This is a genomic window from Paraburkholderia lycopersici (assembly GCF_900096975.1).
In the GTDB taxonomy this organism is placed as follows: domain Bacteria; phylum Pseudomonadota; class Gammaproteobacteria; order Burkholderiales; family Burkholderiaceae; genus Paraburkholderia; species Paraburkholderia lycopersici.
On sequence record NZ_FMYQ01000003.1, the window covers coordinates 281,562 to 305,481 of the forward strand.

21 protein-coding genes are annotated in these 23,920 nt (G+C 66.5%); 11 read left to right on the forward strand and 10 right to left on the reverse strand.

Features of this window, described 5'->3' with window-relative positions; genetic code table 11:
- Positions 1-10 precede the first annotated feature (10 nt).
- The 4 genes from BLU17_RS05750 to hrpA form a co-directional block, all read right to left on the reverse strand.
- Positions 11-844 (reverse strand): EI24 domain-containing protein, encoded by an 834-nt coding sequence (locus tag BLU17_RS05750; protein WP_091995648.1) that lies wholly within the window; start codon positions 842-844, stop codon positions 11-13.
- 152 nt (positions 845-996) lie between these two features.
- Positions 997-2,055, reverse strand: coding sequence for a sterol desaturase family protein (locus BLU17_RS05755; RefSeq protein ID WP_091995650.1), 1,059 nt, complete (start codon positions 2,053-2,055; stop codon positions 997-999).
- 13 nt (positions 2,056-2,068) lie between these two features.
- Entirely contained in the window at positions 2,069-3,082 is a 1,014-nt protein-coding gene (locus tag BLU17_RS05760) for a YVTN family beta-propeller repeat protein (RefSeq protein WP_091995652.1), read from the reverse strand.
- 146 nt (positions 3,083-3,228) lie between these two features.
- Entirely contained in the window at positions 3,229-7,872 is a 4,644-nt protein-coding gene (hrpA, locus tag BLU17_RS05765) for an ATP-dependent RNA helicase HrpA (protein ID WP_245746731.1), read from the reverse strand.
- A 23-nt stretch (positions 7,873-7,895) separates the two neighbouring features.
- Between hrpA and argA the strand changes: the two genes are divergently transcribed.
- The 3 genes from argA (at position 7,896) to proP (ending at position 11,730) form a co-directional block, all read left to right on the forward strand.
- On the forward strand, positions 7,896-9,287 hold the full coding sequence (argA, locus tag BLU17_RS05770) for an amino-acid N-acetyltransferase (RefSeq protein WP_091995654.1): 1,392 nt from the start codon (positions 7,896-7,898) through the stop codon (positions 9,285-9,287).
- A gap of 61 nt (positions 9,288-9,348) precedes the next feature.
- Positions 9,349-9,624, forward strand: coding sequence for an oxidative damage protection protein (locus tag BLU17_RS05775; RefSeq protein ID WP_028210100.1), 276 nt, complete (start codon positions 9,349-9,351; stop codon positions 9,622-9,624).
- 645 nt (positions 9,625-10,269) lie between these two features.
- On the forward strand, positions 10,270-11,730 hold the full coding sequence (gene proP, locus BLU17_RS05780) for a glycine betaine/L-proline transporter ProP (protein WP_425434065.1): 1,461 nt from the start codon (positions 10,270-10,272) through the stop codon (positions 11,728-11,730).
- An 85-nt stretch (positions 11,731-11,815) separates the two neighbouring features.
- On the opposite strand, the gene BLU17_RS05785 is transcribed toward proP, so the two are convergent.
- From BLU17_RS05785 to BLU17_RS05805, 5 genes are all read right to left on the reverse strand, one after another.
- On the reverse strand, positions 11,816-12,295 hold the full coding sequence (locus tag BLU17_RS05785; RefSeq protein ID WP_091995658.1) for a metallophosphoesterase family protein: 480 nt from the start codon (positions 12,293-12,295) through the stop codon (positions 11,816-11,818).
- Positions 12,296-12,336: 41 nt separating this feature from the next.
- Entirely contained in the window at positions 12,337-12,711 is a 375-nt protein-coding gene (locus BLU17_RS05790; protein WP_091995661.1) for a cupin domain-containing protein, read from the reverse strand.
- A 10-nt stretch (positions 12,712-12,721) separates the two neighbouring features.
- On the reverse strand, positions 12,722-14,125 hold the full coding sequence (locus BLU17_RS05795; protein ID WP_091995664.1) for an FAD-containing oxidoreductase: 1,404 nt from the start codon (positions 14,123-14,125) through the stop codon (positions 12,722-12,724).
- A 402-nt stretch (positions 14,126-14,527) separates the two neighbouring features.
- On the reverse strand, positions 14,528-14,737 hold the full coding sequence (locus BLU17_RS05800) for a hypothetical protein (protein WP_091995792.1): 210 nt from the start codon (positions 14,735-14,737) through the stop codon (positions 14,528-14,530).
- A 213-nt stretch (positions 14,738-14,950) separates the two neighbouring features.
- Positions 14,951-15,565: a glutathione S-transferase family protein gene (locus BLU17_RS05805; RefSeq protein ID WP_091995667.1), complete on the reverse strand. Its 615-nt coding sequence runs from the start codon at positions 15,563-15,565 to the stop codon at positions 14,951-14,953.
- A gap of 482 nt (positions 15,566-16,047) precedes the next feature.
- Here BLU17_RS05805 and BLU17_RS05810 point away from each other — a divergent pair, with 482 nt between their 5' ends.
- Both BLU17_RS05810 and BLU17_RS05815 read left to right on the forward strand, forming a co-directional pair.
- The gene (locus tag BLU17_RS05810; protein WP_091995669.1) at positions 16,048-16,296 is read left to right on the forward strand and encodes a hypothetical protein; all 249 of its coding nucleotides are present in this window, start codon (positions 16,048-16,050) and stop codon (positions 16,294-16,296) included.
- Positions 16,297-16,662: 366 nt separating this feature from the next.
- The gene (locus BLU17_RS05815; protein WP_245746732.1) at positions 16,663-16,845 is read left to right on the forward strand and encodes a hypothetical protein; all 183 of its coding nucleotides are present in this window, start codon (positions 16,663-16,665) and stop codon (positions 16,843-16,845) included.
- Between the two features lie 133 nt (positions 16,846-16,978).
- On the opposite strand, the gene BLU17_RS33025 is transcribed toward BLU17_RS05815, so the two are convergent.
- Entirely contained in the window at positions 16,979-17,119 is a 141-nt protein-coding gene (locus BLU17_RS33025; RefSeq protein WP_176928930.1) for a hypothetical protein, read from the reverse strand.
- 780 nt (positions 17,120-17,899) lie between these two features.
- On the opposite strand from BLU17_RS33025, the gene BLU17_RS05820 reads away from it, so the two are divergent.
- The 6 genes from BLU17_RS05820 to BLU17_RS05845 all read left to right on the forward strand — a co-directional run bounded on the left by BLU17_RS05820 (position 17,900) and on the right by BLU17_RS05845 (position 23,881).
- Positions 17,900-18,991, forward strand: coding sequence for a LacI family DNA-binding transcriptional regulator (locus BLU17_RS05820; RefSeq protein WP_091995673.1), 1,092 nt, complete (start codon positions 17,900-17,902; stop codon positions 18,989-18,991).
- A 181-nt stretch (positions 18,992-19,172) separates the two neighbouring features.
- Positions 19,173-20,198, forward strand: coding sequence for an ABC transporter substrate-binding protein (locus BLU17_RS05825; protein WP_091995794.1), 1,026 nt, complete (start codon positions 19,173-19,175; stop codon positions 20,196-20,198).
- A 20-nt stretch (positions 20,199-20,218) separates the two neighbouring features.
- Positions 20,219-21,043, forward strand: coding sequence for an ABC transporter permease (locus BLU17_RS05830; protein WP_091995675.1), 825 nt, complete (start codon positions 20,219-20,221; stop codon positions 21,041-21,043).
- Between the two features lie 28 nt (positions 21,044-21,071).
- Positions 21,072-21,995, forward strand: coding sequence for an ABC transporter permease (locus BLU17_RS05835; RefSeq protein WP_091995677.1), 924 nt, complete (start codon positions 21,072-21,074; stop codon positions 21,993-21,995).
- A complete protein-coding gene (locus BLU17_RS05840) occupies positions 21,992-23,032 on the forward strand; it encodes an ABC transporter ATP-binding protein (protein ID WP_091995679.1) in 1,041 nt (346 codons plus the stop codon). Before BLU17_RS05835 ends, BLU17_RS05840 begins: the two co-directional genes overlap by 4 nt.
- Before the next feature lie 21 nt (positions 23,033-23,053).
- A complete protein-coding gene (locus tag BLU17_RS05845; protein WP_091995681.1) occupies positions 23,054-23,881 on the forward strand; it encodes a phosphodiesterase in 828 nt (275 codons plus the stop codon).
- Positions 23,882-23,920 lie beyond the last annotated feature (39 nt).

Below are 23,920 nucleotides of genomic sequence, written 5' to 3' on the forward strand. Positions count from 1 at the left end.
TGATTGAGCGTTAGTGCACGATCGTCACGTCGCCCGACCCCTGCTGCACTTCGTGCGCGCGCAGGCGTTGCAGCGCGCGCAAGCAGTAGTGGCCGAACCAGAGCGCCGTGAACACCAGAATGAACGCGTAGATCCAGATGGTCACGGCCGCGAGCACCGGGAAGAACAGGAGCAGCCACGCCGAGACGGCCCAGATCGCCGTGGGCAGCGAGCCGAGCAGCCCGCTCACCACGCCGATCACGAGCAGCGGCAAGCGATGGCCGCGCACCAGCGCGCGGCGCTCCTCGACGCTGGCATGCAGCGCGAGCGCATCATAGGTCATCACGCGATAGGTGAGCCAGCCCCAAAGCAGCGGCGGAATGAGCGCGAAAAACGGCGGGATCAGCCAGAGCGGCAGCGTAACGACCATCAAGATCAGGCAGACGACGGTCGTGACGAGCGAATAGAACAGGCTGCCGTACCAGCTGCCGCCGTGCCGCGGCTCGAGCGTGGCGTACTGGCGCTTCGAAAGATGGCGGATCACGCGCGGCATCGAAATCGTGACGATCAGCAACAGCACGGTGATGACGATGAGCGGAATCGTCAGGATGATGACGAGAAATGGTGCGATCGTCGCGCGAAGCCAGCCGAACCCGAGCGCGTCGAACAGATGATAGACGTAGGCCATCGACGGCCAGTTCGCGAGCACGCCGCGCATCAAATCGAGCAGCGGCTGCCAGAACATGTAGAGCACGGCGCCCCACACCGCTGCCGCCACGAAGAACGGCACGAACGTGAGGAGCAGCATGGCGGGATGGAACACGCTCGCGAGCGCGCGTCCAAACGAGCGCAACAGGTCGTTCATGCGAGCGGAATGCGGCGGAAGAGATGGGCGGAGAACACGGTGTCGGCGAAATCGGTGCGGGCAAGCAGACAGCATAAACCACCGCGCGCAAGGCGGGTAAGACGGGGACGAACGGCGGGAAGGACCGGCGAACGAAGCTGAAAGGTGCGCGCTCAGGTCACCGTGGCGTCGTCGCGCGCCTCGGCTTGCGCGGCCGTGGCGGCGCCGGCGCAAGCGCGCGAGCGCAGGCGCCGCGCGATGCGCGAAAACGCATAGGCCTGCTGCGCCCAAAATCCTTCACCATAGCGCGCGCCTTCGAGCTGGTCGCGTATGCCGGTGGGCTCGATCTCGCGATTGAACGACGCGCTGCCGAACATCATGTCCCACCACGGAAACAGCACGCCGAAGTTGCAGCCGTAGTGGGTGCCTTCGTGACCGTAGCCGATGGCGTGATGGCGGCGATGAAAACGCGGGCTCACGACAAGCCGCTCGCCAAGCCAGCCGAAATGCACGCGGATGTTGGCATGCTGCACGCTCTGCACGAAGTTGGTGAGCGCGACGAGCCCGACGAACTGCGCGGGCGGCACGCCGATCACGAGCGCGACGGCGGCGAACATGCACGACTGCCCCAGCACGTCGAGCAGATGATTGCGGTCGTCGCACCAGAGCGACATCTTGCGCTGGCTGTGATGCACGGCGTGCAGTTCCCACCAGACGCCGTAGCGATGCGAAAGCCGGTGATACCAGTAGCTGAAGAAGTCGAGCACCACGAGGTAGATCGCAAACGCCACGAGCGGCTGCGTGGTCACACCGGGCCAGAGATTGTCGAGGTCCACGGTCATCACGCCCATGAGCCGCAGCGCACTCTGCGCGCGGTCGAAGAACGGCTGCATCGTGAAGAAGAACAGCAGGTTCAGGATGCCGAGGCGCGTAATCCAGGTGTAGAGCGCGTCGACGCCCACGCCCTTGCGGTCGCGCCACTTCTCCGCTGGCACGACCGCTTCGAGCGGGCGCAGCAGCGCGTACATCAGACCCACTTCGAGCAAACCGGCGATCACCCAGTAAAGCGCGTCGTAGGTCTCTTCGTCCACGTCCATCATGCCGACGCGAAAGAGCAGCGGCTGCACCGCGTTCACGTAGAGGAGCGTCTGCAGCCACGACACGAGGTCGTCGGCACCCGAGACCACTGCGTGGCCTGCTTGCGCGACGAATGCCAGGACAGACGCTCCCATCGCGCGAAGGCCCTTAAGCCCCGTTCGGCGCCGTGACGGGCGCGCGGTCGTAGAAGTAGATGCCATGCGGCGAGCGGCCCACGGCAATCGTCTTGATGAGCTTCTTCGTCTGCATGTCGATCAAACCGATGTGCTTCGCGAAACGGAACGTCACCCACAGGTAGCGCTTGTCGGCGGTGAGTTCCATGTCGTCGGGTCCTGGCATCAGGCCGCTGATCTCGCCGGTCTTTTCAAGCGTTTCTTCGTCGATGATGCTGATGACGTTCGACACGCGGCTCGACACCAGCACGTGACGGCCGTCCACGAGCGAGCGGAAGTTGTGCGCGGCCTTGCCCACCTGGATCGTCTTGACGACCTTCTGGTTGCGCCAGTCCACCACCGCGACGTAATCGGCGCCGGTCATGCCGACGAGCAGGTACTTGTCGCCGGGCGTGAGCCACAGGCCCGCCGGCGCGGGACCGACCTTCATTTTCCAGAGCACCTTCTGGGTGGGCAAATCGACTGCCGCAATCTCGCCCGACACCTGCAGCGAAACGAACACGGTGCGGCTGTCGTTGGTGAACGCGAGGTGGCTCGGCATGGCCGAGAGCGGCAGGCGCTTCGCGAGCGTGATGTTGCTGCCGCCGCCGTACTGGTAAATGTCGAGGCGGTCGAGCCGCAGGCCCGTTGTGACGAACCACTTGCGATCAGGCGAGAAGCCGAGCTGATACGGGTCTTCCACATTCTCGACCCAGCGCTGCGGCTTGCCCGTTTTCGGGTCGACGAACAGCAGGTTGTTCGACACCGAGTTGGCGACGATCAGCGAGCTGTTGTCGGGCGTCGGAAAGAGGTGGTGCGGCTCCTTGCCCGTGGGCACGGTGCCGACGACTTCGTGTGTCTTGTCGTCGATGAGGCTCAGCGTGGCTTCGCCCGAATTGAGGACGATGATGTCGTTCGCGCGAGCGGTCGCGCAGGCAAAGGCGGCGCACGCGAGTGCAACGGCGGCGACCTTGACGGCGACGCGGTTAAGAGTGTTGTGGTTCGGCATGAAGAATCGTTCCCGGGCAGATTCGTGATTGTAGAACGTCTACCTGTGCGCAAGGTTGACGTAGGCCCCTTGAAATATGAAGGGGCGCGATTAAGCGCCCCTTTTTTTCGAAGAATTGTTATGGCCCGTAAAGCGCCCGGGACGGTCTATCGCTGCATCGATTCCCAAACCTTGTAAAGGCGTTTCACCGAAACCGGCATCGGCGTGCGCAGTTCCTGCGCGAAAAGCGAGATGCGCAACTCTTCGAGCAGCCAGCGGAACTCCGAAAGACGCGGATCGAACACGCCGCCGCGCTGCGAAAGCGCACGCTGATACTGCTGCGCGAGCGGCTGGAATTCGGCGGCCTGACGCGCGTCGCGTGCCGGGTCGGCGCGCAGCTTGTCGATGCGCAGCGCGACGCCCTTCAGGTAGCGCGGGAAATGCACGAGCTGCGCATACGGCGTCTCCAGAATGAAGCGCTTGCTGATGAGCGCGTCGACCTGCGCCTGCATGTCCGCCGCCGGCGCGCCGAAGGCCTTGGCCTGCACGAGCTTTTTCGTCAGCGAGGCGTATTCGGCGAGAATCTGGCCCACCAGCCGCGCGATTTCCTGGGCGAGCAGCGAAAGGCGGCCGCGGCCTTCGTCCTTGCGCGCGTGGAAGCTCGCGTCGTCGTCGGGCAGCGGGTCTTGCAGACAGGCGCGGTCGAGCGCGAGTTCGACCAGCTGGTCGCGCAGTTCTTCCTGCGTGGCGCGCGCCATGAACTGCATCGCCATTTCGCGCAGCCCCGGCAGATTCCTCTCCAGGTAGCGGATCGGCTCGCGCAACTGCAGCGCGAACAGACGCCGCAATCCCGCACGATGAATACGCGCGGCCTCCTCCGGCGAGTCGAACACTTCGACGTCGCAATGCGTGCCGCGATCGACGAGCGCCGGATAACCGAACAACGTCTGCCCGCCGCGGCGGATTTCGAGCAGTTCCGGGAGCTTGCCGAAATTCCAGGTCGTGAGGTTTTCGTACAGCGCCGTGGCAGGCATCGTTTCGCCCGCCGCGGGCGCCGTGTGCGGCACCTGGGGCGCATTGCCCTTTCGCGGCGTGTTGCTGCCGCCCGCTTCGCGCACGGGCTGCGCAGGCGTCGAAGCACTTTGACCGCCCTGCGCGTGCGTTTCCAGAGCGGCCAGCGCCGTCGCGCTCGCGAGCTTCTGGAACTGCTGCTGCGCCTGCGCGCCGAGTTCCGCGCGCAATTGCGCGAGGTTGCGGCCCATCGCGAGCTGCCGTCCGTGCTCGTCGACGACCTTGAAGTTCATGAACAGATGCGCGGGCAGCGTTTCGAGCTTGAAGTCCGCCGACTTCAGCGCGATCTGCTTCTGCTCGCGCACGTCGGCGATCAACGCCTCCAGCAGCCCGCCCGCGCCGAAGCGCTCGCCGCCCGCACGCTCCGCGAAACCGGCCGCGTACTCGGGCAGCGGCACGCAATGGCGGCGCAGCTTCTGCGGCAGCGACTTCAGCAGCAGTTGCGCCTTCTCCTTGAGCATCCCCGGCACGAGCCATTCGCCGCGCCGCGCATCGACCTGGTTGAGCGCGTAGAGCGGCACCGCGAGCGTCACGCCGTCGCGCGGCGAACCGGGCTCGAAGTGATACGTGAGCGCCATCGCCACGCCCGACATCGTCATGCGCTTCGGAAACAGGTCGGTCGTCACGCCCGCCGCCTCGTGGCGCATCAAGTCGTCGCGCGAGAGGTAAAGCAGACGCAGCTTGTCCTCGGGCCGGCCGCTCTTTTTCACCTCGTCGCGATACCAGCGCTCGAATGACGCGCCCGAATAGATGCCCTCGGGAATCGCCTGATCGTAGAAGCCGAAGATCAGTTCGTCGTCGACGAGCACGTCCTGGCGGCGCGACTTGTGCTCGAGCTGCTCGATGTCGGCGAGCAGCTTGCGGTTATGCGCGAAGAACGCGAGCTTCGTGTCGAACTCGCCTTCGACGAGCGCGCCGCGGATGAACAGTTCGCGCGCGCGCGCCGGGTCCTGCCTGCCGAACGCCACGCGCCGGCGTTGATACACGGGCAGGCCATAGAGCACGCCGCGCTCGAACGCGCTGACCTGCGCCGCGCGTTTTTCCCAATGCGGCTCGGAAAGCGACTTCTTCAGCAGATGCGCGCCGACCTTTTCGAGCCACTCGGGCTCGATCTTCGCGATGCAGCGCGCGTAGAGGCGGCTCGTCTCGACGAGTTCGGCGGCCACGACCCAGCGCCCCGCCTTCTTCACGAGCGCCGAACCCGGCCACAGATGGAACTTGATGCCGCGCGCGCCGAGATAATGCGGTTCGTCGTCGGCTTTCAGGCCGATGTTGCCGAGCAGACCCGTGAGCAGCGCGTGATGGATCTGCTCGTAAGTCGCGTCCGCTTCGTTGATGCGCCAGCCGTGCTCGCGCACCACGGTCAGCAGTTGCGAGTGGACGTCGCGCCATTCGCGCAGCCGCAGGTGCGAGAGGAAATTCGCGCGGCACGCGTCCACCAGTTGCCGGTTCGACTTCTTGTGCGCGACGGCGTCCTCGAACCACGCCCAGATCTTGAGCCACTGGAGGAATTCCGAACGCTCGTCGGCGAAACGGCGATGCGCCTGGTCGGCCTGCTCCTGCGCCTCGATCGGCCGGTCGCGCGGGTCCTGCACCGAGAGCGCGCTCGCGATGACGAGCACTTCGCGCAGCGCCTGCTCGTCGCGCGCGCCGAGAATCATGCGGCCCACGCGCGGATCGAGCGGCAGGCGTGCCAGCTCGCGGCCGAGCGGCGTGAGCGCGTTGTCGTCGTCGACGGCACCGAGTTCGTTGAGCAGTTGATAACCGTCCGCGATCGCGCGGCCCGGCGGCGGCTCGATGAACGGGAACGTCTCGATCGCCGTGAGGTGCAGCGACTTCATGCGCAGGATGACCGCCGCGAGCGACGAACGCAAAATTTCCGGATCGGAAAATTTTGGGCGCGACAGGAAATCCTGCTCTTCATAGAGACGGATGCAGATGCCGTCCGCGACGCGTCCGCAGCGGCCTGCGCGCTGGTTCGCGGCCGCCTGTGCAATCGATTCGATCTGCAGTTGCTCAACCTTGTTGCGGTACGAATAGCGTTTCACGCGCGCGAGACCCGTGTCCACCACGTAGCGAATGCCGGGCACCGTGAGCGAGGTTTCGGCGACGTTGGTCGCGAGCACGATGCGGCGCGCGTTCGACGGCCTGAACACGCGCTCCTGCTCCTGCGCGGAAAGACGCGCGAAAAGCGGCAGGATTTCGGTGTGCGGCGGATGGTGCTTGCGCAGCGCCTCGGCGGCGTCGCGAATCTCGCGCTCGCCGGGCAGGAACACGAGCACGTCGCCGCTGCCTTCGCGGCAGAGTTCGTCCACGGCATCGACGATCGCCTCCATCAGGTCGCGGTCCCGGTCCCGGCCCGATTCGCGCTGCGACTTCGCGCCCTTTTCGCGGCCCGTCGTGCCCTGCGCGTTCTTCACCGCCGGGCTGTCCTCCTGCACCGGGCGATAGCGCACCTCGACGGGATAAAGCCGCCCGCTCACCTCGATCACGGGCGCGGGCTTCTCGTCGCTGCCGAAGTGGCGCGCGAAGCGGTCAGCGTCGATGGTCGCCGAGGTCACGATCAGCTTGAGGTCCGGCCGGCGCGGCAGGATCTCCTTCAGGTAGCCGAGCAGGAAGTCGATGTTGAGACTGCGCTCGTGCGCCTCGTCGATGATGATCGTGTCGTAGGCCTTCAGCAGCGGATCGGTCTGCGTTTCGGCGAGCAGGATGCCGTCGGTCATCAGCTTGACCGACGCGCCCGGCGAGAGGTTGTCGGTGAAGCGCACCTTGTAGCCGACCACTTCGCCGAACGGCGTATTGAGTTCGTCGGCGATGCGCCGCGCCGTGGCCGACGCCGCGATCCGGCGCGGCTGCGTGTGGCCGATCAGGCCCGTGCCGCCCGCGCCGAGGCCGCGCCCGAGCGCGAGCGCGATCTTCGGCAACTGCGTGGTCTTGCCCGAGCCGGTCTCGCCGCTCACGATCACGACCTGGTTTTCGGCGATCGCGCGCGCGATCTCCTCGCGGCGGCCCGAGACCGGCAGCGCTTCGGGGAACGCGATGGGCGGGACCGCGTTCGGCTCGGCCTTCGCGCGCGCAGGCCGTTCGCTGCGCGGCTTGCGTTCGCCTTGCGTGGGCGCGGCGAGGTCGGCGTTCCGTTCGCTGCGCGCAGGGGGCGGCGTACCCTCGCGCTGCAATGGCTCCTGCTGTGCGCGATGCGGCGGACGTTCTGCCGGGCGCGGCGGCTTCTGCTCGTTGGTGGCGTCGTGCGCAGCGTGTCGTTGCGCGCGCGGCTCGTTGCGCTGCGGGCGTTGCGCGCTGTCCGGCGCCGGACGCGCACCGCGCGCGTCGCGATCCGGTTCGCGCGGCGCGCGGCGCGTCGTCGATTCGATGCGCGGCGCTTCGCGGCGCATATCGTCTGCGCTGTCCGCGCGCGTGGACGGCGGCGCCGCGCCTTTGCGCGGCTGCGCCGCGCGTTCGACGGAAACCTCGCCGCCGCGCGCCTCGCCTTGCGCGGATTGCGTCGCGGCCGGGTTGGGCGTTCCGGCTTTCGCCTGGGCGCCGCGCTTGTCCTGCACGCGCGCACCGCCCAGCGCCCCCGCCCCCACGAGCGCGGCAAGCCGGTCCGCCGACGCCGGCTTCTGACCGTCGCCATACTTCTGCGACGCACGTTTTTCCTGCGCGCCGCCGTGCGCCGCGTCTTTCCCTTCGGGGGTGTTGCCGCCCTGCGCCGAGGCAGGTCTTTTGGGTACATTCGACATGGGGGCGCATTATAATCCCGGGCATGAATTCCCAAACCGACCTCGTCCCCGCCACCGCCAGCGCGCCGGCCTCCGCCGCCGCTGCGGATTCCGCCTCGCAGCTCATGGCGCAGCACGCGCAGTTCGTCGACTGGATGCGATCGGTCGCGCCCTACATCCACGCGTTCCAGGGCAAGACCTTCGTCGTCGGTTTCGGCGGCGAGGTCGTGCACCAGAACCTGCTTAACGCGCTCGTCGCCGACATCGCGCTGCTGCAGGCCATGGGCATCCAGATCGTGCTAGTGCACGGTTCGCGTCCGCAGGTCGAAGAGCAGATGAGCCTGCATGGCGTCGAGTCCGAGTTTTCGCACGGCATGCGCATCACGAATGCGCGCGCACTCGAATCGGCGAAGGAAGCCGCCGGCGAAGTGCGCCTCGACATCGAAGCCGCGATCAGCCAGGGTTTGCCGAACACACCCATGGCCCACGCGCACATCAGCGTGGTATCGGGCAACTTCGTGACCGCGCGTCCGGTCGGCATTCTCGACGGCGTCGACTTCCAGCATACGGGCGTCGTGCGCAAGATCGACGCCGACTCGATCCGCCACTCGCTCGCGAGCCGCAAGCTCGTGCTGCTCTCGCCGCTCGGCTTCTCGCCCACGGGCGAGGCGTTCAATTTGTCGATGGAAGACGTGGCCTCGGCGGCGGCCATCGCGCTGCGCGCCGACAAGATCATTTTCCTCACGGAAACGCAGGGCCTGATCGACGAGGAAGGCGAACTGATCCGCGAAATGTCCCTCGACGACGCCTATAAGCTGCAGGAAACCGGCACCCTGCTCGGCGACGCGGGCTTCTATCTGAAGCACTCCATTCGCGCCTGCCGCGGCGGCGTGGGGCGCGCGCACATCATCCCCTACGCGCTCGACGGCAGCGTGCTGCTCGAACTGTTCCTGCACGACGGCGTCGGCACCATGATCTCGTACGAGAACCTGGAGAGCCTGCGCGAAGCGACGCCCGACGACGTCGGCGGCATACTCACGCTGATCGAACCGCTCGAAACGGACGGCACGCTCGTGCGGCGCGGGCGCCACCAGATCGAGCGCGACATCGACCACTTCTCGGTGATCGAGCACGACGGCGTGCTGTTCGGCTGCGCCGCGCTCTATGCGTACCCGCAGGAGCGTATCGGCGAAATGGCGTGCCTCACGGTGTCGCCCGAAGCACAGGGTTCCGGCGACGGGGAGCGCCTCTTGCGCCGCGTCGAGCAGCGCGCGCGCGCGCGTGGCCTCACGCGCATCTTCGTGCTTACCACGCGCACCGAGCATTGGTTCCTGAAGCGCGGCTTCGTCAAGGCGACGGTGGACGACCTGCCCGAAGACCGCCGCCGCCTCTATAACTGGCAGCGCAAGTCGCTCGTGCTGATGAAACAGCTTTGAGCGTCCCCATCCGCGGATGAGGCGCCACGCCCCCCACATACGACTACAGGAGAAGCACAGCATGGCCCGTATGATCCAATGCGCGAAGCTCGGCAAGGAAGCCGAGGGACTCGACTTTCCGCCGCTGCCGGGCGAACTCGGCAAGCGCATCTACGAAAACGTCTCGAAGGAAGCGTGGCAGCAGTGGCTCAAGCAGCAGACCATGCTCATCAACGAAAACCGTCTGAACATGGCGGATCCGCGCGCGCGCCAGTACCTGATGAAGCAAACGGAGAAATACTTCTTCGGCGAAGGCGCCGACCAGGCCGCCGGCTACGTGCCGCCAACCGAAGGCTGACGCTTGCCGCTGCACACGGGACCTGTTCCCGGCCGCCATCGACGCGGCAAAAACCTTCGCAAAAAACCGCGCCCGAGGGCGCGGTTTTTTTTGCCTTTCGTACGCAATCCCGCGCGCGGAAACGGTTCCATCGAATCGCCTCTATCTCCCGCCGCACGGGGCTTCCAGCCCGCTCCCCGAATCCCCGTAGATACGGCTGTTTGCGCGATCTTCAGCCATCGTGCTATCATGTCGCCTCGTTCAACAGGCATTAGCCATCAATTGCATTCGACGGCGTTCAGCGCGGTACCCGAAACGCCCTCTACCGAATGCGCATATGACAAAAGGAACGCTCCGCCACGCGGGCTTCTTTTTCGTTTCAGCGGCGCCTCACCGGGCACACACGTGCCGGCCCGGCGTCCTCATGTGTCCTGCCCCCCATCCACGGCCACGCAGGCGCAACGTTAAACACAATTTGTCCGAGTGTCGTTTCGCGACATACCGGCTCTGCTTTCGTGCGCCGCTCGCCTCGTGCGATGCACCGTCGGCCGCCCGCCCGCGACGCGCCGCGCCGCGCACGAAATGTGGCCGCTATCGCGAAACGGTACTCTCCGGCAACCGTGGCGAGCCCAAGCGGGCTCGTCGCAGTCATTGGAGATGCAGACCTTGACCGCTTCCACTTCCGGCACATCGGCGCCCGGCGCCGATCTCACCCTCGACGACATCACGATCGTCGACAACAGCCTCCTCAAGCGCGCCGTCGGCGCCATGGCGCTCGGCAACGCCATGGAATGGTTCGACTTCGGCGTGTACAGCTACATCGCGGTCACACTCGGCCAGGTATTCTTCCCGTCGAGCAGCCCTTCGGCGCAGCTCATCGCCACGTTCGGCACGTTCGCGGCCGCGTTCCTCGTGCGACCGGTCGGCGGCATGGTGTTCGGGCCGCTCGGCGACCGCATCGGCCGTCAGCGCGTGCTCGCGATGACCATGATCTTGATGGCTTGCGGCACCTTCGCGATCGGCCTCATCCCGTCGTACAAGTCCATCGGCATCGCCGCGCCCGTGCTGCTGCTCGTGGCGCGCCTCGTGCAAGGCTTCTCGACGGGCGGCGAGTACGGCGGCGCGGCGACTTTCATCGCCGAATTCGCCACCGACAAGCGGCGCGGCTTCATGGGCAGTTTCCTCGAGTTCGGCACGCTCATCGGCTATGTGTTCGGCGCAGGCACCGTCGCCGTGCTGACCGCCGTGCTCTCGCACGAGCAACTGCTCGACTGGGGCTGGCGCGTGCCGTTCATGATCGCGGGTCCGCTCGGCCTCGTTGGGCTGTATATCCGCATGAAGCTCGAGGAAACGCCCGCGTTCAAGCGCGAAGCCGAACTGCGCGAAGCCGAAGAGCATGCACGCCCGAAGCTCACGCTGAACTCGTTGCTTACGCAACATCTGCGCCCCTTCCTGCTGTGCGTGGGTCTCGTGCTGATCTTCAACGTGACCGACTACATGGCGCTCTCCTACCTGCCGAGCTATCTTTCGGCGACGCTGCACTTCAACGAGACGCACGGCCTCTTCCTCGTGCTAATCGTGATGGTGCTCATGATGCCGATGACGCTCGCGTTCGGCCGCCTCTCCGATGCCATCGGCCGCAAGCCGGTGATGCTCGCGGGCTGCGTGGGCCTGATCCTGCTGTCGATCCCCTCGCTCACGCTGATCCAGACCGGTGCGCTCGTGCCCGTGTTCTTCGGTCTCCTGATTCTTGGCGTGCTGCTTTCGTGCTTCACGGGCGTGATGCCCTCGGCGCTGCCGGCGCTGTTCCCGACCGCGATCCGCTACGGCGCGCTCGCCATCGGCTTTAACGTGTCGGTGTCGCTGTTCGGCGGCACGACGCCGCTCGTGGCGGCATGGCTCGTCGAGCATACGCAGAACCTGATGATGCCGGCGTACTACCTGATGGGCGCGGCCGTGATCGGCATCGTTTCGGTGCTGGCGCTCCATGAAACGGCGCGCCGTCCGCTACCGGGCTCCGCCCCGAGCGTCGGCACCAGGGCGGAGGCGCATGCGGTGCTGCGCGGCGTGCGTCTCGCGCGCGAACTCGATGAGGAGTACGCCGTCGCGAACGCGGCGCGCGCCTGATCCGGCGCAGCAACAACGGATTCGCCGCTCGCAAAATCTCGAAAGGCCAGCTTCGCGCTGGCCTTTTTTTCTTGCGCGCGCGGTGTCACTCGATCAGGCTGACGTGCTCGACATGCAGCGCGCCGTCCTTTCCGATCGTCAGCATCGCCGCCGAGACAGGCAGCTTGAAACGCCGTGGCCCAGCGCTGCCGGGATTCACGTAGACCACGCCATCGCGCGTTTCGAGCGCGGGCTTGTGCGAGTGGCCGCTCACGACGACGGCGACACCCTCGGCCGCAAGGTCGCCGCGCAGGCCGGGCAGTTCGTGAACCACGGCGAGCCGCACGCCGCCCAGCGCGACCGTCGTCTGCAGCGGCAACTTCTGCGCCCACTCGCCGCGATCGTTATTGCCGCGTACGGCCGTGAGCGGCGCGACGGCCGCTAGCGCGTCGAGCACGGTCTGGTCGCAGATATCGCCCGCGTGCACGATGGCGTCGGCCCCCTCGACGAAGGCGAGAAGCTCGGGACGCAGCAGATTGTGCGTATCGGAAACCAGCGCGACGCGCAGCAGGTGTTTCGCGGACATGGCGGTTCCTGTGGGTTGAGCACGGGCGATTATCGCCGCGCTCATGCTGCGCGGTCGCCCGTCTCTTTCGCGCCGCCGAAATACACTGCGAGCCATACGCTCGGCACGGCCGGATCGGTCCATGCCACGCGATGGCGGCAGTGCGGCGGAATATGCACGTAATCGCCAGGCAGCAGGCGGCGCGGCGGCTCGCCCGCGTTCTCGAACGCCAGCGTCGCCGCGCCGGCGAGCAGCACGATCCATTCCTCGCGCGCGTCGTCGTACCAAAAGCCGGGCGGGCTCGCCTGCCCTGTCGAGACAATGCGCTCGATCAACACCTCGCCGCGTGCGACGAGCGCATCGAAACGCTCTTCATTCGCCTCGCGAACGATGCCTGCGAAAAGATTGCCGAACGCGGCGACTGTCGGTTCGTTCATTCGCAAGCGCTCACGCGAGCGGCTTCAGGCCGTCGAGCAACGTCGGCACCAGTTCGCTCACGGTCGGGTGCACGTGCATCGCGTATTGCAGCGTCGTGTAGGGCGCGCCGGCCGTCATCGTGTCGATGAACGTGTGGATCGCCTCGTCGCCCTCGATGCCGAATATCGCCGCGCCGAGAATGCGCAGCGTTCGCGCGTCCACGATCGCCTTCATGAAGCCGTCGGTCTCGCCGCGCTCGCGCGCGCGGCCCACGCGCGACATCGGCATCTTCGCGATCAGCGCGGGCGTGCCGCGCTCGCGCACCTGGCGCTCGCCAACACCAACCCGCGCGAACGGCGGATCGACGAATACGGCGTAGGCGGGAATGCGCGCGTCGGCGCTGCGCTCGCCACCGTCGAGCAGATTCGCCGCGACGATCTGGAAATCGTCATACGAAGTGTGCGTGAACGCGCCGCGGCCATTCACGTCGCCGAGCGCCCAGATGCCCTCCACGCGCGTGCGCAGTTGACCGTCCACGGCGATGAGCCCGTGCGCGTCGCATTCGACGCCCGCGGTTTCGAGACCCAGGTCGTCGGTGTTCGGCAAGCGTCCCGTCGCGAAGAGCAGATGCGACGCGTCGAGCACACCGGTATCGAGCGTCACGCGCACGCCCGCTTTGCCTTCGAGCGGCGCCACGCCGCGCGGCTGCGCGCCGAAGCGAAATTCGACGCCTTCGCGCGCAAGCACGTCCCGCACGGCGCCTGAAACGTCGTCGTCCTCGCGCGCGAGCACGCGCTCGCCGCGAACGAGCACCGTCACGCGGCAGCCGAAACGGCGAAACATCTGCGCGAATTCGAGCGCCACGTAGCTGCCGCCGCATATCGCCAGATGCTCGGGCAGTTGTTCGAGCGAGAGCAGCGTCGAGTTGGTTTCGTAGCGGATCGTTTCGAGCCCGGGAATCGCGGGAATCTGCGCGCGCGTGCCCGTGTTGATGAAGATTTCAGGCGCTTCGAGGTCGAGTTGCGCACCATCCTTTGCGCTCACGCGCACCGCGTGCGCGCCCGTGAAGCGTGCGTGCCCCTGGAAGACCGTGACGTTGGGCGCGCCGCGCAGCCAGCGCTCGACACCGTCCCGCGACGCCCCGATGATGCGCTCCTTGCGCGCCTTCACGAACGCGAGATCGACACGCACGTCGCCCGGCTGCGCGCCGTCCCCGATACGCACGCCGAAGTCGGCCGCGTGCCGCGCGACGTGCGCCGCGCGTGCGCAGGCGACATAGGCCTTCGTCGGTGTGCAGCCTACATTCACGCAGGTTCCGCCGAACGACGCCCGTTCGATCACCGCCGTCCTGCGCCCGCTCTTCCCGAGCCGCACCGCGAGCGGCGGCCCGCTCTGCCCCGTGCCGATCACGATCGCATCGAACCGTTGTGCCATGCCGCTCTCCTTTGCCGTTGCCGCGCGTCGAGTCGGGTCGGGTTGGGTTGGGTTGGGTTGGGTCGGGTTGGGTCGGTAAATAAACCGCGAAAGACGCAAAACGCCGCTCGCGCCATCTTACGCGCGACGAGTGACAGGCGTCGGCCGCACGCCGCCGGCTCTGACGCGCATTGCGCAGGAGTGCGAATACGACCCACAGAAAAAAAGAGCCGCCTCGCACGTCGAGGCGGCTCACAGGGTGACGTCACAACGGCAAACGGGCGAAAGCCGCTGCGCGTCAGGGGGACCGGCGAGCGCCCTGCGGGCTTGCAACAGGCGCCCGATGAAGGCGTAACGGGAAATGGGTCGTTAATCGGAAGGAAATCGGCGCGAGCCGGCGCACGCCGCGTCGCGCGCGCGAAATCAGTGCACGCAATCGGCCGGCGCGGATTCGCCATGCCCCCCGTTCCAGAGTTCGCGCGAACGCTGATACGCGGCGCGCGCGCCGCGCGTAGCCACCATCAGCCCGATTTGCCCCATGTTGAAGTCGAGCGACACCATCAGCTGCATCAAGTCCACCATTGGCAGGACTAGCGCTGGCTGAAACAACTGTCGTTCGATAAAGGATTTCATGACCGCTCCCGCTGCATGCCCCGCGTCCTCCTGACGCAGGGTCATTCGATGGTTGTCATTCTAGGAATGCAGCGTGCGCAGATAAATGGGCCGTCCGCGAAGTCACTTGTCGAAAATCGCAAACAATCCGGACAATCGCGGCCATAGCTGCCCATTACGGGCACTGAGCCGGGTGCATCCAGCCCACCCGCGGCTCCGGCAGGCCGACAGAATTCAGACGAGGGGCGTGGCAACGAACGCCGGCAGCGTCTCGGCGCGAGCGGAAAGCGCGGCGATTGCCGGATACCGAGCAGGATTCGCCGAACCGGGCAGGATGTGCTGGGTAAAACGCCAGGCGACGGCCGCCGTGATATCGGCCTGGGTGATACGGCCCGCGCAAAGCCACCCGTCGCGGCCCGCCACGAGTTGGTCGAGCACCGCCCACGCCGCATGCATCTGGACGTTCACGCGCTCGAACCACGGTTCATGCTGCCGCTCGACGGGACGCAGTTCCCGCTCATAGACCTGCTGCACCGTCTTTTCCATGGCCGCGAGCGAAAAACCGTTCACGCGCAGCGCGAATGTGCGCTCCTGGGTTTCCTCCGGCATGAGCCGGCGCGCGGCCGGCACCTTGCGATCCAGATAGTCGAGGATGAGCGTCGAGTCGATCAGCTGGGTGCCGTCGTCGTCGATGAACGTGGGCGCCTTCACCACCGGATTGATCCGGGCAAATTCGTCGTACTGGCGAAATACCGAGATACTGCGGTGCTCGAACGGCAGCCCGAGTACGTGCAGTGAAATCGCGACGCGACGCACATAGGGAGAGTCCATCATGCCGATCAGCTGCATGGGTTCACCTCGCACAGAAAAAAGGGATGGGGCATCGATCTTGCAGGAAGCACCCGCGCTTTTCAAGGCGCGCTGCCCGCACGCGAAACCCGGCCGGCATAGTGGCGCGCTTCCCGTCCCGCAGGAAAACAGTGCCGCATTGCGTGTTTGCTGAGGCCCGTTGTGCAAAAACGCACCGTGTCGATGTGCCACCTCCTCTTCGCCGCGCAACAGGACTACATTCGTTCGCTGACGTCCAATCTGACGCGGCGCGGCATTGTTGCGATGCAGCGTTTTCGCTTCCACGCGAGCGCTTTTCCGCCGTGCCGCGTCGATCAAGGCGCAGCGGCGCGCAGGAGCTACGCCAGGGATGCCGAAGCATTACGCAGTCCGCATGGAAGCGGGTTTTTGCACGCCACATGTGCTGCAGTGCATCGCCGGGAAACTCCTGGATTCGGACGCCGAACGACTGAGATAGTCTCAATGCACAAGGAGACGAAATCATGAGACAAGCATTCAATGTTGGCGTCGTCATCGTCCTCGCACTCCTCCTCGCGAACCGCGCCGTGATACGCGTGCAGGCTCACGAGGCCGGTTCGCTCACCTGTGCTCAAGGCTCGGAACTCGTGAAAGCCGAGGCGCTCGTGCGCGGATTCGGCGAGCGCGGCGCGCGCAGCCAGGGCGAAAACTTCCTCTCTTCCTGCCTCGTTTCCGGCCAAGGCCAGGTCGGCGACCTCATCGCCCACGACTGAGGCGAGCCGCGAGCAGAAACCCGGCGGAACGCGCGCGGCGCGTGTACCGGCGGGGCACCGACCGCATTGCGCCATAACCGCTCCTCGACGCAGAGCGCTGGCGTCGAGCCGGAGCGCGTGCGGTCTGGTCAACGGAACCTGACCGTGCCACGCGGCACGGCGGGATCTCTCCTCTTGCAAGCCTGGCGCCGCGCCGACGCGCGCCGGCCTACCTTTCTTTTGGGTTGCCAATGCCCGGGGTTGGCGGCGAGAATGCTCGCGGACCACGGAGAATCTATGAAAGGGTATGTCCTGTTGTTTGGAGTCGGCATGCTGACGGCGTGCACCTCAGTGACTGCCGTCAATTCGAGACAGGACGGCCATCTCATGGTCACGAGCCGCGCGCGCTGGGATCTCGTTTCGTGGAACCGCGTACGCACCGCAGGCCTCAACGAGGCCGAAGACTACTGCGAAAAACAGAAGAAGCAGATGCACACCGTCGAAATCCATAGCGAGGGGCTGCGCGGCGTGACCTCGCAGAGCGTAGAGGTAATATTCGACTGCATCTGACGTAGTTCGCCGTCATCTCCCGAGCCATCCCCGCCAGACGGGCGTTTCCGCCCTCCTCCCGCCAGTCCTCATCAATTTGCCTGCGATAGCGCAAGAGTTTGTTGTCGTTCACCCTGATACCCAAATCGCATCCTCAGGTTAAACTGACGATACATTTTGTTACGTTTAGGGTCGATTTATGTTGACCGCATTTTTCATCGCCTGCCCCTTCGGCATCGTGGCCTTGTTCGGATTCGCGCGATTGATCAATCCCCACACCGGGAAGATCGGCCATCGTTGAGTGCGCAAGCGCCCTGTTTCGGCGTGGCGCTCGAATGACGCATCAGGCCGCCATTCATACGGCCGCGCCTGGTTTATCCGGCATGCCTTGCCGGTTTATCCGTTTTCTCTCTTCGTCGTAGCCGTGACCCCAGGGTGCGTTTGCGCCGACTCCGCCGTGCAATGAAAAAACCCGCGAAGCGCTGCGCTATCGCGGGTTTTCGTTTCGGGATTCCAGCGCGATTCGCAGGAACAACATCTGGTGCCGGGGACCGGACTCGAACCGGCAAGCCGTCAGGCGGCGGATTTTCGTCACACCACGTCTTTCGACGCCACGCGCCCATCAATGAACGCGCGTTCGTGCGCTGGACTATGCCTTCGCCGTCGCTGCACGCCGCGTTTGCACGCCGCGCCGCCTTAGGCGCCCCCCGTCTAGTCTCTACACCTTCCGGACCGCCGCTTTGTGCGACAACCGGCTTGGCTCGGCGTTGCCTCGGCGCCTCGCGCGCAATGCGCCGATGACCCAGGGGATTCGCCGAATTTGAGGGGTTCTGCACCGGCCGTTTCCGGTCGGGCACTCAATCGCTGTTTAAGTCCGCTATGTTTACCAATTTCATCACCCCGGCAGGGCGGACGCGATTCTACCATTGCGCGGCACGCGCCCCAAAGGGCCTCCCCGCGGATCCACCGCTATCGCGGCGCGGCGTCTTGCCCTCGCGCGCGTCATCTGCCGGTCATACGCGCTTTCCATAATTGGCCCATCGAAAACGTTTACAACGACTTCGGGGCCGCTCGCATGACGCCAACCATCAAGGATGTCGCCGCACACGCCGGATTCTCGATTGCCACGGTCTCGCGCGCGATCAACGCACCTCATACCGTCAACCCCGTCACGCTCGCGCGGGTGCGCGAGGCAATCGACGCGCTGAAGTTCCGGCCGAACCCGCTCGGCCGCCAGTTGCGCGGCGAGCGCACGCGCCTGATCGGCGTGGTGCTGCCCACGCTCGCCAATCCGGTATTCGCGGAGTGCCTGCAGGGCATCGACGATCTCGCCGCCGCACAGGGCTTTCGCCTCATGCTGATGACCACGCAATACGATGCCAACCGCGAGCGCCACGCGATCGAAACGTTGCGCGCGCAACGCGTGGAGGGCTTGATCCTGACCGTCGCCGACGCGGACACCCACCCGCTTCTCGACGAACTCGACGCGGACGGCCCGCTCTACGTGCTGATGCACAACGACACGAAGCGCCGCCCTTCGGTATCGGTGGACAACCACCGGGCCGCTTGCGACGGCGTACGCATGCTGATCGCGCACGGCCATCGCCGCATTCTCATGCTCGCGGGCACGCTGGCCGCGTCCGACCGGGCGCGTCAGCGCCACGCGGGCTATGCGTTCGCGATGCAGCAGGCCGGCCTCGCGCCCGCGCCGGCGCTCGAAATCGATTTCAACGCCGATGAGCTCGCGCCCTCGGTGCTCGCGCATTTGACGACCGGGCCTGCTCGCCCCACGGCGCTTTTCTGCAGCAACGACCTGCTCGCCATGGTCGTGATGCGCGGCCTGCGCCGCGCCCGCCTGCGCGTTCCGCACGACATGTCGATTCTCGGCTTCGACGGGCTCGCAATGGGCGAACTGCTCGCGCCGCCGCTCGCGAGCATCGGCACGCCGAATCGCGAGATCGGCCGCGAAGCGTGGCAATGTCTGATGGCGCGCATCGGAGGCCACTACGCAGGCCCGCTCGCGACCACGCTGGCGCACACGCTGCGCACGGCGGGGACCATCGCGGCCATCGCGCACGCCCCGCTCGGCGCGCATCGGCATGGCGTCCACGGCGCGCCGGGAAGCCCGACCGGTCGCAACCTCGAACTCGGGGACGCACTTTCGTGACCCGCTCGCACAACTGAAGCCGCCAAACGATCCGAGCCGCGCACGCGGCCCTCGATCAATCAGAACGATTTCCCAACCGACCTGGAGACCCGCCGTGACCCGCCGACTCGCCTTCGCCGGCCCGCTCTCACCTGTGCCCGTGCGCGCCGCCTTGCGCACGCTCGCCGCGCCGTTGCGGCGCATGAAACGCCTCGCCCGCGCCCTGCCGCTCGCGGCGAGCGCCGCGGCGTTCGCGGCCGGTATCGGCGCACCGCTCGCCGCACAAGCCGAGCAAACCGCGATCTGCTACAACTGCCCGCCCGAATGGGCCGACTGGGCAAGCCAGATCCAGGCCATCCAGAAGGAAACCGGCATTCGCGTACCGTTCGACAACAAGAACTCCGGCCAGTCCATCGCGCAACTGATGGCCGAGCAGAAAAGCCCGGTCGCCGACGTCGTGTACCTCGGTGTTTCGTCGGCGTTCCAGGCGAAGGACAAGGGCGTAATCGCGCCGTACAAGCCCGCGCACTGGAACGACATTCCCGCCGACCTCAAGGACCCGCAAGGCTACTGGTTCGCGATCCATTCGGGCACGCTCGGCTTCTTCGTGAACAAGGACGCGCTCGAGGGCAAGCCGGTGCCGCGCTCGTGGGCCGATCTGCTCAAGCCCGAGTACAAGGGCATGATCGGCTACCTCGATCCGTCGAGCGCCTTCGTGGGCTATGCGGGCGCCGTGGCTGTGAATCTCGCGCTCGGCGGCTCGCTCGACAACTTCCAGCCCGCCTTCGACTGGTTCACGAGGCTCAAGGCGAACGAGCCTGTCGTGCCGAAGCAGACCGCCTACGCGCGCGTGCTCTCGGGCGAGATCCCGATCCTGCTCGACTATGACTTCGACGCTTACCGAGCGAGGTACAAGGACCACGCGAACGTCGAGTTCGTGATTCCGAAGGAGGGCACGATTTCGGTGCCCTACGTGATGAGCCTCGTGAAGAACGGACCGCACGAAGCCAACGGCAAGAAGGTGCTCGACTTCGTGCTGTCCGACGAAGGCCAGAAGCTCTGGGCCAATGCCTATCTGCGTCCGGTGCGCGCAAGCGCGCTTTCGCCTGAAGCGGCCTCGAAGTTCCTGCCCGCGAGCGACTACGCGCGCGCGAAGCCGGTGGACTTCGCGAAAATGGCGGCCCGGCAGCAGGCCTTCGGCGAGCGCTATCTCCAGATCATGCACTGACCCCCGAGCGAATTACGCCCATGCATGACCTGACTTTCCCTTTGCGCTGGCGCGTGGCGTTCGTCGCGCCAGCGCTCGCGGTATTTCTCGCGTTCTGGCTGCTGCCGATGGTCGCGCTCGTGCAGGTGAGCGCCGACGGGCACCTGATCGAGACATATCGCGCACTGCTAACGAATGGCCGCTACATGAAAAGCCTCGGCGCGACCGTTGCGCTTTCGGCCGCCGTTACCGCTGCGACGCTCGTGATCTCGACGATCTGCGGTCTGCTCCTCGCCCGGCGCGCGTTCGCGGGCCGGCGCGCGCTCGTGGCGCTGCTGACGTTTCCGCTGGCGTTTCCGGGCGTGGTGGTCGGCTTCATGGTCATCATGCTCGCGGGGCGCCAGGGCCTGATCGGCGCGCTCGCGCTGCGTTTCACCGGCGAGCGCTGGGTGTTCGCGTACTCGATGGCCGGGCTGTTCGCAGGCTACCTGTACTTCTCGATCCCGCGCGTGATCGTAACCGTCATGGCCTGCGCAAGCCAGCTCGACGGCTCGCTCGAAGAGGCGGCGCGCTCGCTCGGCGCTTCTTCATGGCGCGTGCTCTGCGACGTGATCCTGCCCGCGCTCGCGCCCGGCCTCGTCGCGGCGGGCGCGATCTGCTTCGCCACGGCAATGGGTGCATTCGGCACGGCCTTCACGCTCGCCACCGACATCGATGTCCTGCCGATGACCATCTACACCGAGTTCACGCTCAACGCCAACATGGTGACGGCCGCCGGTCTCTCCATCCTGCTCGGCGTCGTCACATGGGCCGTGCTCACGCTGGCGCGCAGCATGACGGGCGCAGCCGTCGCCGCCACGGCGTGAGTTCCTTCGCATAACAAATGACCCAGGAATGAATTCGTTCGCCAATCCCACCGCGCCCGGCATGGACGACAGACCGGACCAGCCGCCCGCCGCGCGGCGGCGTCTCGCCCTGCCCTCCGCGCGAGCCTGGCTCGCCTGCGCGCAATGGCTCGTCACGCTCGTCACTTGCGCATTTCTCATCGTGCCCGTGGCGATGTCGATCGTGGCGGGGCTCACGGTCAACTACTTTCGCGGCGTGGCGAGCGGCCTCACGCTGCGCTGGCTCGACCAGGTCTGGACGCAGTATCACGCGAGCGTCTTCCTCTCGCTCGAAGTGGCCGCTGCCACGCTGGCCGCCACGCTCATGGCCGGCGTGCCCGCGGGCTACGCGCTCGCGCGCAGCCGCACGCGCGTCTCGCGCGTGATCGAAGAGCTGCTCGTCTTGCCGGTCGCCCTGCCCGGACTCGCCTCGGCGCTCGCGCTGCTCGTCGTGTACGGCGGCTTCAGCGCGTTTCGCATGAGTGCGGCATTCATCGTGGTCGGGCATGTGGTGTTCACGCTGCCGTTCATGGTGCGGCCCGTCGCGGCGGTGTGCGCCTCGGCCGATTTGCGCACGCTCGAAGAAGGCGCGGCGAGTCTCGGCGCGAGCTTCTGGCAGCGCTTCACGACGATCGTGCTGCCGAACGCGAAGCCCGGCATCGTGGCGGGCGCGCTCGCGGTGCTCACGCTCTCCATCGGCGAATTCAATCTCACGTGGATGCTGCACACCCCCGACACCAAGACGCTGCCCGTGGGTCTTGCGGATACCTACGCGTCGCTGCGCATCGAAGTGGGCAGCGCCTACACGATTCTCTTCTTCCTCATGACGATGCCGCTGCTCGTGGCCATGCAGTGGATCGGCGTGGACGCGCCCGGTGCGGGAACCAGGCAACGAAAAACACGGGTACGGAATAAAAGCAAGGATTCCCAATGAAACTCGAATCGATCCCGATTACGCTCACGCGCTGCGCGAAGACGTTTCGCGGCACGCGCGTGCTGGAACCGCTCGACCTCGCGATCGGCGCGGGCGAAACGCTCGTGCTGCTCGGCCCTTCCGGCTGCGGCAAGACCACCACGCTGCGCATGATCGCGGGTCTGGAGACGCCCGACGCCGGCGGCCGCGTGGCGTTCGGCGAGGAGGACGTGACCGCGTTGCCCATCGAACGCCGCAAGGTCGGCATGGTTTTCCAGAACTACGCGCTCTTTCCGAACCTCGACGTGCGCGGCAACATCGGCTATGGCCTGAAGATTCAGCGCGTTCCCGCCGCAGACGCGCGGGCGCGCGTCGACGAGCTGCTCGCGATGATGCGGCTCGAAGCGCACGCCGCCAAGCCTGTCGACGAGCTTTCGGGCGGCCAGCGCCAGCGCGTCGCGCTCGCCCGCGCGCTGGCGCCGCGCCCGCGCGTGCTGCTGCTGGACGAGCCGCTCACGGCGCTCGACGCGCGTCTGCGCGACACCTTGCGCGGCGAAATGAACGCGCTGCTGCGCGAGCTCGGCGTGACGACGGTCTACGTCACGCACGATCAGGCCGAGGCGATGGAACTGGGCGAGCGCATCGTCGTGATGAGTGCCGGCCGCATCGAGCAGATCGGCACGCCGCGCGAGATCTACTATCAGCCGGCGAGCCGCGCGGTCGCGCAATTCGTCGGCACGCTCAACCGTATCGCCGGACAATGGCAGGGCGACCTGCTGCGCACGAACGGCGGCGCCGTGCGGGCCGGCACCCAGAAGACGACGGGCGCCGCGGAACTCTATTTCCGCCCCGAAGACGCCACGCTCGCCGACCCCGCCGCCGCGCCGCTGCGCGGCGTGATCGAACAGGCGACGTTCCTCGGCGAGCGCACGCGCCTCACCATAGGCGGCGCGGCGCCCGATGCGCTCTTCGTCGACGTGGCGGGCCGCATCGAACTTGCACGCGGCACGCCCGTCGGCATCTCGATCGCCCCCGAAGCGCTCATCGCGCTCGCGTAAATCTTGCAAGCGAGGACTCCCATGCTGCTCGCCCAGATCAGCGACCTGCACATCAAGCAACCGGGCGCGCTCGCGTATCGCCGCGTCGATACCGCTGCGTGCCTCGTGCGCACGATCGCGCGCCTGAACGCGCTCGCGCCGCGTCCCGACGCGGTGCTCGTAACCGGCGATCTCGTCGACCGCGGCACCGCGGAAGAATACCGGCACCTCAAAACGCTGCTCGACACGCTCGAAATTCCTTACTGGCTGCTGATCGGCAATCACGATGCGCGCGAGCCGCTGCGCGAGGTGTTCCCGGAGCGGCCCGAACTGCGCGAAGGCGGCGAGTTCGTCCAGTACGCGGTGGATGTCGGCCCGCTGCGCGTGATCGCGCTCGATTCCATGCAGCCGGGACAAAGCGCCGGCACGCTCTGCGAAGCGCGCCTCGCATGGCTCGCGGAGCAGCTCGAGGCGGCGCGCGGCAAGCCGGTGGTCGTTGCGCTGCATCATCCGCCGTTCGATTGCGGCATCGGCCACATGGACGCGATTCGCCTCGACGTGGCGGCCTCGCAGGCGCTCGAAGCGTTGATCGCGCGGTACCCGAACGTCGAGCGCGTGGTCTGCGGCCACGTGCACCGGCCCATGTTCGTGCGCTTTGGCGGCACCGTCGCCTCGGCGGTGCCCGCGCCCGCGCACCAGGTCACGCTCGACCTCGCGGCCAACGCGCCCTCCACGTTCACGCTGGAGCCGCCCGCCTTCGCGCTGCATCGCTACGCACCGCGCGGCGGACTCGTGACGCATCACGGCTACGTGCAGGCGTTCGACGGCCCGTACCCGTTCCATGAGCCGTCGGGCGAACTGATCGCCTGACCGCTGCGCAAACGGCACGGCAGCCGCCAGCGCGATTGC